We start from the raw sequence: 10,315 nt of genomic DNA on the forward strand, positions 1-10,315 counted from the left end.
GACTGGAAACGGGACGACTTTCCCCGCGTCGGAAGCGACGAAAAGGGCCCTTCACCGCGTGAGATGCGGCGAAGGGCCCCTTCAGCCCGTCGTGAGAACTACTGAGTGACCGGGCGCACGTTCGACGACACGAGTGCCGCCAGCCGGTCGCCGATCGCGTGCGTCGCGCCGGGCGACGCCTGGTCGCGGGTCGCGAGGTCGAAGGCCACCGAGGCCTCGATCCGCCGCGCCGCTTCCTTCTGCCCCAAGTGGTCCAGCAGCAGCGAGACCGACAGCACCGCGGCGGTCGGGTCGGCGAGACCCTGGCCCGCGATGTCCGGCGCGCTGCCGTGCACCGGCTCGAACATGCTCGGGTTCCGCCGCGTGATGTCGAGGTTCCCGCTCGCCGCCAGCCCGATGCCGCCGGTCACCGCCGCCGCGAGGTCGGTGATGATGTCGCCGAACAGGTTGTCGGTCACCACGACGTCGAACCGGGACGGGTCGGTCACCAGGTGGATCGTCGCCGCGTCCACATGGGAGTAAGCGACCGTCACCTCCGGGTGCTCCAGCGAGACCTCTTCGACGATCCGCGACCACAGCGAGCCCGCGTACTCCAGCACGTTCGTCTTGTGCAGGAGCGTCAGGTGCTTGCGCGGCCGCGCCTCGGCACGGTTGAACGCGTCGGTCACCACCCGCCGGACGCCGAACGCCGTGTTGACGCTGACCTCCGTCGCGATCTCGTGGTCGGTGTCCTTGCGCAGCAGGCCACCGTTGCCGGCGTAAGGACCCTCGGTGCCCTCACGCACGACGACCATGTCGATCTCGCCCGCGTCGGCGAGCGGTCCGCGCACACCCGGGTACAACCGGGCGGGGCGCAGGTTCACATGGTGGTCGAGCTCGAACCGGAGGCGCAGCAGCAGCCCGCGCTCCAGAATGCCGCTCGGCACCGTCGGGTCGCCCACCGCGCCCAGCAGGATCGCGTCGTGCTGACGGAGTTCACCGAGTACCGACTCCGGGAGCAGCTCACCGGTGGAGTGCCACCGGGCGGCGCCGAGGTCGTAGTTCGTGATCTCCGCCGTCGGTACGACCTCACCGAGCACTTTGAGCGCCTCGGAGACCACTTCGGGCCCGATCCCGTCTCCTGGGATCACCGCGAGCCGCATCCACACACCTCCGTAGACCAGGCCACCGGCAGTCCGGATGGCCCATCCGCAAGAAAACGCCAGCAGCGGAAGGTTACCGGCTGTAGCCCGGTAGCCGTAGCCGCACCACCCTTATGCCGGAGCCTCCCACAGAGCGAGACAGCCGAAAGGGTGAATACAAGAAGGGACGCCCTGGCGTAAAGCATGCCGCCAGGGCGTCCCTCACCTCATCGAACGCGGGTTATCGCACTATCGCGTCAGCCCACACCGATCGGCTGACGTCCGGTGTGCCGCCCGGCGTTGCCCGGCCGGTCGACACCCGAATCGCCGTTGCCGTTGTTCGCCTGGATCTTCACCACGTTCGCCCGGTTGCCCGAGGCGTTGTGGTGATCGATCGCCAGCAGGCCCAGGACGGTGTCCTGCGCGGCCGTGTTGCGGTTGACCACCAGCGCCGTGCCCGGCTTCGCGACGTAGCCCAGCGCGGCGTCGCCGCCACCCTGGACCGTGTACGCGGGAGCCAGGGCGTCGAACGAGAGCGGCGTGCCGACGTAGTCGATCGTCGACGAGCCCGCACCCGGCGCGGCGTAGAACCCGGAGGTCCCGACCGTGTAGGTGATCTTGTGCGACGCGGCGTTCGGGTCGATGCCCAGCGCGGCGATGCTCACCGGCAGCACGACGACGTTGGTGTCGTACACGTTCGTGTCGACGTCGCCGAGCTGGCCGTTGACCGGCTGGATGTCCACCTGCGGGAAGCCCGGCTTCAGCGCCACCGTGACGGCGACCAGGACGTCGGTCGCGGTCACCTTGGTGACATAGGTCTCGAAGTCCGGGTTCCCGTCGCCCGTGGTGTCGATGTCCACGAACGGCGAGGTGTTGCTGCCCAGGTTGGCCAGGTCGCTCCAGGTGGTGAGACCGAACGCCAGCAGCGCGTTCTCCGGCTCACCCTGCGCCTTGGCCAGCGGGGCCGTCGACGCCGCGCCGACGTAGCGCAGGTCGGCGCCCTTCGCGGTCTGGTTCAGCGTGCAGTCGGTGGTGACACTGCCGTCGCACTCGGGCAGCTGCGGGGATTCCGCCTGCAGTTCGAGCACGCTGATCAGCGAGCGGTACCGCTGCGAACCGGTGCCCTGGTCCACGCCCTTGCCGGTCAGGTTCAGCACGGCCTGGTTCTGGCCGGCGCCGAAGTTGACGTTGCCCGGGGTGTTGATGGACGAGACGGGCTTCGGCGCGGAGTACACCGAAAGCCGCAGCGGAACGGTCGTGCCGCTCTTCGGGGTGAACGCGATCCGGCCGGAGGCGTCCGCCACGAACTGCCGGGCGAGGCCGACCTGCGTGGTCGCCATGGTCGGGTCGATGACCTTGCGGAGCGCCTTGGGGTCGGCGATCTTCAGGGTCACCTTCACCGTGGCGATACCGCGCGGGCTCAGCTTGACGGTCGGCTTGTCCACTGTGTACTCGACACCGGGGAGCGCGTTCACGGCTTCGTAGCCCACCGAGTACTCGACCGGCTTGATGCCCTTGTTGACCACCTTGACCGTCTTGGTCAGGGTGACCGGGCCGCCCGCTTCGACGACGCCGAAGTTGACGGTGACGGAGCCGGGGTTGTCGACGACGTAGGCCAGGACCTGGTTGTCCAGCGCGGCCTTCGCGTCGATCCGGCCACTGCCGACGCGCTGCGGCGCGTAGGTGCGGCCCGACGCGTCGCGGATGTCGTGCCCGGCGGTGTTGATGACCGCGGCCTTGACCTCCTCGACCGACCAGTCCGGGTGCGCCTGACGGATCAGGGCGGTGATACCCGAGGTGTGCGGAGCCGCCATCGACGTCCCGGAGATGACCAGACGGCCCGCTCCGCTGCCCGCCAGCGCGGACGAGATCGTGTCACCGGGCGCCGAGACGTCCGGCTTGACGGCCGGGCCGCGCCCGCCACGCGAGGTGAACGAGCTCGGGGTGTCCACAATGGACTGGTCGAAGGTCGGCACGGACACGCGGCCCTTGCCGGTCATGCGGACCTGCAGCGTGCCGGCGGCCAGGGCCGGGCGCACCGAGGCGGTCGCGCTGCCGGTCAGCTGGAACGTCGGCGTGGCCGCGTTGCCCGCGATACCGGCCGAGAAGTGCTCCAGCGTGGACGAGAACAGCGCGCCCTTGGCACCGGCGGCCTGCGCGTTGTTCGAACGGGCGCCCGAACCGCAGGCGCGGGTCGCGTCGTTGTCGTCCCATTCGAGCCAGACGATCTTGCCCGCGACCTTGGCCTTGTCGGCCTCGGAGTACGGGTTGCAGCCCGCCGCGTTGGCCGCGGACAGCGCGACGACCGGCGCGGTGACGTCGAGCGTGTCGTAGGTGGCGTAGTTCTGGCTGAACTGGCCGGTCTTCGTGCCCTTGACCCCGGCGGGGGCCACGGCCTCGACGGCGTCGCGCAGGACGGACGCGTCACGGCTGCTGGCGACGGTCAGCGCCTCGGGCGTGTTGCCCGGCGCGCCGCCGACGTCGTTGAGGTCACCGCCGTTGCCCGCGGAGAACACCGGGACGACGTTGTTCGCGGCGATCTTGCGCACGAACAGCGAGTCCGGGTCGTCCGGGGTGGCGAAGTCGCCGCCCAGCGACAGGTTGACCACGTCGAGGTGGTCGGTGAAGTCGCCGTCGCCGTCCGGGTCGAGCGACCAGTCGAGCGCCTGCGAGGTGACGTTGGTCGAACCGGCGCAGCCGAAGACCTTGATCGCGTACAGCAGGGCCTTGGGCGCGGTGCCCGGGCCGATCTGCATCGCTTCGAGCTTCTTCTTGTTGAGCTTCTTGTAGTCGCCCGTGAACGTCTTGCCCGCTTCGTCCACACCGAAACCGGCGACCGTGCCCGCGACGTGCGTGCCGTGGTGGCCGCAGGCGAGCGGGTTGGGGTCCGGCTTCGGGATCTTGAGGGCCGGGTCGCTGCTGCCCGAGTCGTAGGCGTCGCCGACCAGGTCGACACCGCCGACGACCTTGTCGGTCGGGAAGGCCGGGGTGGCCTGGTCGCGGTTGATCGCCTTGTACGCCTCGGGCGTGCCCGGGCCGCCGAAGTCGGCGTGGGTGTAGTCGATGCCGTCGTCGATCACGCCGACGCGGATGCCGTCGCCGTAGCGGCCGGTCTGCTGCCACGACGCGAGCGTGTTGGTCAGCTGGACCGCGCTGGAGTTCGTGCGGGTCTTCGGCACGACCTTCTTGACCGAGACGACGTCCGGACGCTTCGCCAGATCGCGGATCTTCGCCGCGTCGGCCGTGACGACCGCGCCCGCGACCGCGTTGGCGGTCTGGGTGACCAGCTGGGTGCCGGCGTCGGCGGCCTTGAGCTGGCCGACGACGGAGTTCACCGTCGCGGCGGCGTCGGCCTTGGCGTCCTTCGCGGCCTTCTTCGCCTTCTCCTTGCCCGCGCCCTTGTTCTGCTCGGCGTTGAAGGCGTCGACGGCGGGCTGCTTGGCCAGCTCGACGAAAGCGGTGATCTGGCCCTGGGCGGCCTTGAGCTTCGGCTCGACCTTGCCCTGGAACGCGTTACGGTCGATCTTCGCCGGCGTGATGCCGTCCGCGAGCGGGACATCCTGCGCGGCCGCGGTCGCCCCGGTGACGGACGTCGCGAGCAACGCGGCGAAGACCGCGGCCGACGAGCGGATGGCCCATCGGGGTACGCGGGATCTGTTCATGAGTTAGTGCCCTCACTCGAGGCCTCGACTCGGAACCTGCCTGCCGCTCGAACACACCCCCGACGGTGAGCCCCGGCGCCGCGCCGTGCCCTTGACGGCGCGATGGTTCGGCCTCGCCGGAAGAACCTATCCGGGGACCAGCCCGACTTCAGTAGGCATTTTTCACCGTTATTGAATCTTGCTCTTCGCAACGCCCTGACTACCGGGGAAAAGTATTCCTGTAACGCGGGCAACGTGTTGCCACATAACGAAAGCCGCGTCCGTGGACGCGGCTTTCGTCAGATTGCTTGCAGGTCAGCCGAAGTTGACCGCGCGGATCGTGTGCGCGCCGACGGTGGCGCCGATCGGCTCAAGCAGGTGCGAGTCCACCGAACGGTCCACACGCAACAGCATGACCGCGTCCGCGCCGTCGGTGGTCTGGCTGATCTGCGCGGCCTCGATGTTGATGCCCGCCTCGCCGAGGAGCGTGCCGACGCGGCCCATGATGCCGGGGCGGTCCGGGTACTCCAGCAGCAGCACGTTGCCCTCGGCGCGCAGGTCGAAGTGGCGGCCGTTGACCTCGACCAGCTTCTCGACCTCGTCCTTGCCGGTGACCGAGCCGGACACCGAAAGCGTGGTGCCGTCGGCGTGCACCGCGCGGACGGTGACCAGGCTGCGGAACTTGGGGCTTTCGGTCTCGGTGACCAGATCGACCTGGACGCCCAGTTCCTCCGCCACGCGCGGCGCGTTCACGAAGGTGACCTGGTCCTCGACGACGCCGGAGAACACGCCGCGCTCGGCCGCGAGCGGCAGCACGCTGACGTCTTCGGTGGACAGCTCGCCCTTGACCACGACGGTGACCGAGGCGGGCGCCTTCGGGTTGAGCGCGGTCAGCACGGTGCCGAGCTTCTGGGTGAGCGAGAGGTACGGCCGGACGTGCTCGCCGACCGTGCCGCCGCCGGCGACGTTCACCGCGTCCGGCACGAAGTCGCCGCGCAGCGCGAGCAGCACGGACTTCGCGACGTCGGTGCCCGCGCGGTCCTGCGCCTCGGCGGTCGACGCGCCCAGGTGCGGGGTGACGACGACGTTCGGCAGGCCGAACAGCGGGCTCTCGGTGGTGGGCTCGGTGACGAAGACGTCTATGCCGGCGCCGCCGACGTGGCCGGAGCTCACCGCGTCCGCCAGCGCCTGCTCGTCGATCAGGCCGCCGCGGGCGGCGTTGACGATGATGACGCCCTGCTTGGTCTTCTTGAGCGCCTCGGCGCCGATCAGGCCCTTGGTCTCCGGGGTCTTCGGCAGGTGGATGGAGATCGCGTCGGCGCGCTCCAGCAGCTCGTCCAGCGTGACCAGCTCGATGCCGAGCTGCGCGGCGCGGGCGGCCGAGACGTAGGGGTCGTAGGCGATGATCTTGGTGTCGAACGCGGCGAGCCGCTGCGCGAACAGCTGGCCGATCTTGCCGAGGCCGACCACGCCGACGGTCTTGCCCTGGATCTCGACGCCGGAGTAGGCGCTGCGCTTCCACGCGCCGCCCTGGAGACTCTGGTCCGCGGCCGGGACCCTGCGGGCGACCGCGAGCAGCAGCGCGACGGCGTGCTCGGCGGCGGAGACGATGTTCGACGTCGGCGCGTTGACCACGAGGACACCGCGTTCGGTGGCGGCGGGGACCTCGACGTTGTCCAGCCCGACGCCGGCGCGGGCGACCACCTTGAGCGTGGTGGTGGCGGCGAGGACCTCGGCGTCGACCTTCGTCGCGGACCGCACGAGCAGCGCGTCCGCCGTCTTCACGGCTTCGAGCAGCGCGGGGCGGTCCGTACCGTCCACATGCTGGACCTCGACCTCGTCGGAGAAGACACTCAGCACGGAGGGCGCGAGCTTCTCGGCGATGAGGACGACGGGCTTGTTCGGCTTGGTCACGATACGGCTCCCACTATCTGGTCTGTGCCTGCGACTCACTGTTGACGGTCACGCCGTTGTGCCCGGTTGCGCCGCAGTTTAGACCTGGTGACAGGGGATTGTTAACTCGCCCGTAATCCCGCGAAAACGAGATCGACGAGGCGTTCGAGGCCCTTGTCACCCGAAAGGTGTTCACTGGCCCAGGAAAGCGCGTGCAGCAGCACCAGCAGTTCGTCCACTGTGACGTCCGCCCGGAGCCCGCCCGACGCCTTCGCCCGTTCCACTAGATGGGATACGCCGTCCCGCATGGCGTGACACGACGCGTACAGCGGCGAGGTCTCGTCGTCGAGGACGTCGACCATCAGTTCGGGCAGCCCGCGATAGCGCGCCGACTGCTCACCCATCCCGGTGAGCCAGCTCTTCAGCGCGGCGAGGGGCTCCGGCGAGTCCAGGAGTTCGCGGGCCGCGGCGGCCTGCCCGTCGAACCTGTCGCGGAGCACCGTCTCGACCAAGGCCTCCCGCGTCGGGAAGTGCCGGTAGAGCGTCCCGATGCCGACACCGGCCCGGCGGGCGATCTCTTCCAGCGAAGCCTCGACCCCGTGCGCGGCGAAGGCTCGCCTGGCCTCTTCGAGGAGGCGCTCGTAATTGCGCCGGGCGTCCGCCCGCAGCGGCTTCTTCTCGGTGTCCATCGCGTTCCCGAGCCTATCCTCGACAAATCGGAGGCGGCCTCCGTATAGTCGCGACGGTAAACGGAGGCTGCCTCATGTTAGCTGGGGAGAACCGCATGACCCTGATCGAAGAGACCCGTGACCGGCTGGGACCGGTCGGCGTCTGGCTACCGCTCGGCATGGCCCATCCGCCACCCGACGAGGAACTGGCGGCGATCCGGCGGCTGGAAGAGCTGGGCTATCGCACCGTGTGGGCAGGCGAAGGCCCCGGAAGCCGGGAGCTGTTCGCGCACGGCGGCATCACGCTCGCGTCCACCGGAAATGTCGTGATCGGAACCGGGATCGCCAACATCTGGTCGCGCCCCGGGCGCACCGCCCACAGCGGCGCGCGGACGCTCGCGCACGCCTTCCCCGGCCGGTTCGTGCTGGGGATCGGGATCGGGCACGCCTTCCAGGCCGCGAAATCCGGCGTGGACTACCGGCCGCTCGACCAGACCCGCGCGTACCTCACGGAGATGGACGAGGCCGCGGCCGAATTCCCGGCGCCCGTGCCGTTCCCGCGGATCCTCGCCGCCGTCGGCCCGAAGATGCTCGAACTCGCGCGGGACCGGGCGGACGGCGCGCATCCGTTCGCCCAGCCCTTCGAGCACACGCCGTACTCCCGGGAGATCCTCGGCCCGGACAAGCTGCTCATCCCCACCCACTCGGTCCTGCTCGGCGACCGCGAGCAGGCGCGGCGGAACGTGGCCGGGAACATCGAAATGATGAAACGGTACGACGTCCCGCACTACTTCAACGGCTGGAAACGGCTGGGCTACACGGACGCCGACATCGACGGCGTCAGCGACCGGCTCGTGGACGCGCTGACAGCCTGGGGTGACGAGGAGAGGATCGCCGGGCGGATCCAGGAACTCGTCGACGCCGGCGCGGACACCGTGCTCGTCACTCCGGACGGGGACGACCTGACTGCCATCGTGGATCAGCTGGAGCGGCTGGCACCGGCACTGTCGGAGGTGACGCGATGAGCGTCGGGATCTGGACGTTCTCCTTCGACGGCAAGGAAATCGGCGAAGTCCGGGACGCCGCCGCGGAAATCGAAGAGCTGGGATACGACACCTTGTGGTCCGGGGAGCACCTGGGGCGCGAGGCTTTCACCCAGGCCGGACTGCTGCTGGCGGCGACGTCCCACTTGAAGGTCGCCACCGGGATCGCGCGGTTCGACCAGCGCGAACCGGCCACCGCCGCGGCCGCCGGACGGACCTTGGCCGAGGCCTATCCGGGCCGGTTCATCCTCGGGCTGGGCGGGCACCGTGAGGGCACGAAACCGCTGGAAGCCCTGCGCGGCTACCTCGACGCCATGGACGCGGCCGAACTGTCCACACCGGACTCCCCGCACCGGCGGCTGCTGGCCGCACTGGGACCGAAGATGCTCTCTTTGGCCGCGGAACGCGCCGACGGGGCGCATCCGTACTTCGTCCCCGTCGAGCACACCGCACAGGCGCGGGAGGTCATGGGACCTTTGGCTTTCCTCGCCGTCGAGCAGGCCGTCGTACTGGGCTCGGATCGGGAGATCGCGCGGAAGCACGTTTCGATGTATCTGGAACTGGCGGCACATCACCGGGCGAATCTGCGGCGATTCGGTTTCACCGAAGAGGATTACGGCTCCGACCGGCTCGTGGACGCGCTGGTCGCCGTCGGGGAGGACGCGATTTCGGCGCGGGTGCAAGAGCATCTGGACGCCGGCGCCGACCATGTCTGCCTGCAGGTCCTGACCGAGGACGAGCGGATCCCGCTGGCCGAATGGCGGCTTTTGTCGGGGGTGGGCGGTAGCGTGCGGAAGCGTGACGTCACCGGCTGAACTCGCTTTCGAGCAGGCACGGGAATTGATCGACGCGCGGGACCTCGCCGGTCTCGCGCGCCTGATCGGCGACCTGCCCACACTCGTCCACGCGCACGGGAAGAACGGGAACGATCTGCTCGGCATGGCCGCGGCCACCCGCGACGAACGGCTGTGCCGGATCCTGCTCGACCACGGGGCCGATCCGGCTTCGGCCAACGTGCACGGCTGGACGGCGTTGCACCAGGCCGGGTACGTCGGGCTGCCGTCGCTGGTCACGATGCTGCTCGACGCGGGCGCGCCGGTCGACGTGCCCGCGCGCGGCGACGGCGGGACACCGCTGGTGGTCGCGCTTTTCTGGGGCCACAGCGAGGCCGCCGAAGTCCTGGCCGCTCGTGACCTCTCCCCCGGCAACCTCCGGGTGGCGGCGGGACTCGGCCGGGCCGAGCTCCTGGACGAGCTGCTCGCGCCGGACGGCACGCTCTCCCCGGCGGCGGGCGCGCATCGCGAGTTCCACCGGCCGCACAGCGGTTTCCCGGAATGGCGGCCGAGCGACACCCCTGCCGAGATCGTCAACGAGGCGCTGTCGTGGGCCGCGCGGAACGACCGATCGTCGGCGGTGCGGACGTTGGTGACCCGCGGCGCGGAGGTGGACGCCGACGTCTACCGGGGTACGGCGTTGACGTGGGCCGCCGCGCAGGGGAAGGCTTCGGCGATCAGCACCTTGGCCGAGCTGGGCGCTTCGGTCGACCGTCAGGGGACTTTCGGCGGGCTTTCGCACGGGGAAGGCGTCACGGCGCTGCACTTGGCGGTGCAGGGCGGGCACGTGGACGCGGTGCGCGCGTTGCTGGCGGCGGGAGCGGATCCCTCACTGGAGGATTCCCTGTACTCGTCGTCGGCTTTGGGGTGGGCCGAGCATTTCGGGCAGGCGGAGATCTCGGCGGTGCTGCGGGGCGCCTGAGCGTCGTGTCATGAGGGGTCCCCATAGGACGGATTTCGTCCCATGGGGACCCCTCATGCCATCCCGGAGGGGGCGCGGCGGGGTCGCGGGCCGGGTCGCGGCGGGAGCGCGAGTCTCAGCAGCGCCCCGAATGTCATGAAAGGGTCGTTCAGGACGAAAAACGTCCTGAACGACCCTTTCATGACACCCGCCTC

The 10,315-nt window shown here is 69.8% G+C and carries 7 protein-coding genes; 3 read left to right on the forward strand and 4 right to left on the reverse strand.

Translation table 11 applies throughout. The annotated features are described in order from the left end of the window. Window positions 1–98: 98 nt before the first annotated feature. From AB0N89_RS19930 to AB0N89_RS19945, 4 genes are all read right to left on the reverse strand, one after another. Window positions 99–1,142, reverse strand: coding sequence for a 3-isopropylmalate dehydrogenase (locus AB0N89_RS19930; protein ID WP_364206438.1), 1,044 nt, complete (start codon window positions 1,140–1,142; stop codon window positions 99–101). A 236-nt stretch (window positions 1,143–1,378) separates the two neighbouring features. Continuing rightward, window positions 1,379–4,783, reverse strand: a complete 3,405-nt coding sequence (locus AB0N89_RS19935; RefSeq protein ID WP_364206440.1) for a S8 family serine peptidase — start codon at window positions 4,781–4,783, stop codon at window positions 1,379–1,381. Between the two features lie 294 nt (window positions 4,784–5,077). Then, window positions 5,078–6,676 carry a phosphoglycerate dehydrogenase gene (gene serA / locus AB0N89_RS19940; RefSeq protein ID WP_364206442.1) on the reverse strand — a complete coding sequence of 533 codons (1,599 nt, stop codon included), beginning with the start codon at window positions 6,674–6,676 and terminating at the stop codon, window positions 5,078–5,080. A 101-nt stretch (window positions 6,677–6,777) separates the two neighbouring features. Beyond that, window positions 6,778–7,344: a helix-turn-helix domain-containing protein gene (locus AB0N89_RS19945; protein ID WP_364206444.1), complete on the reverse strand. Its 567-nt coding sequence runs from the start codon at window positions 7,342–7,344 to the stop codon at window positions 6,778–6,780. Between the two features lie 95 nt (window positions 7,345–7,439). On the opposite strand from AB0N89_RS19945, the gene AB0N89_RS19950 reads away from it, so the two are divergent. Genes AB0N89_RS19950 through AB0N89_RS19960 form a run of 3 tightly spaced genes read left to right on the forward strand, consistent with a single transcriptional unit; the run spans window position 7,440 to window position 10,121 of the window. Next, complete coding sequence (locus AB0N89_RS19950) at window positions 7,440–8,348, forward strand: TIGR03620 family F420-dependent LLM class oxidoreductase (protein ID WP_364206446.1); 909 nt, start codon at window positions 7,440–7,442, stop codon at window positions 8,346–8,348. Then, window positions 8,345–9,181 (forward strand): TIGR03620 family F420-dependent LLM class oxidoreductase, encoded by an 837-nt coding sequence (locus AB0N89_RS19955; protein ID WP_364206448.1) that lies wholly within the window; start codon window positions 8,345–8,347, stop codon window positions 9,179–9,181. The genes AB0N89_RS19950 and AB0N89_RS19955 overlap by 4 nt, the downstream gene beginning before the upstream one ends. Next, entirely contained in the window at window positions 9,165–10,121 is a 957-nt protein-coding gene (locus AB0N89_RS19960; protein WP_364206450.1) for an ankyrin repeat domain-containing protein, read from the forward strand. Before AB0N89_RS19955 ends, AB0N89_RS19960 begins: the two co-directional genes overlap by 17 nt. Window positions 10,122–10,315 lie beyond the last annotated feature (194 nt).

It is taken from the genome of Amycolatopsis sp. NPDC089917 (assembly GCF_040684635.1).
Lineage (GTDB): Bacteria > Actinomycetota > Actinomycetes > Mycobacteriales > Pseudonocardiaceae > Amycolatopsis.

Bases quoted from the DNA above. Each gene is read 5' to 3' on its own strand.
- AB0N89_RS19930 (WP_364206438.1), bottom strand. From the start codon at position 1,142: ATGCGGCTCGCGGTGATCCCAGGAGACGGGATCGGGCCCGAAGTGGTC.
- AB0N89_RS19935 (WP_364206440.1), bottom strand. From the start codon at position 4,783: ATGAACAGATCCCGCGTACCCCGATGGGCCATCCGCTCGTCGGCCGCG.
- AB0N89_RS19945 (WP_364206444.1), bottom strand. From the start codon at position 7,344: ATGGACACCGAGAAGAAGCCGCTGCGGGCGGACGCCCGGCGCAATTAC.
- AB0N89_RS19950 (WP_364206446.1), top strand. From the start codon at position 7,440: ATGACCCTGATCGAAGAGACCCGTGACCGGCTGGGACCGGTCGGCGTC.
- AB0N89_RS19955 (WP_364206448.1), top strand. From the start codon at position 8,345: ATGAGCGTCGGGATCTGGACGTTCTCCTTCGACGGCAAGGAAATCGGC.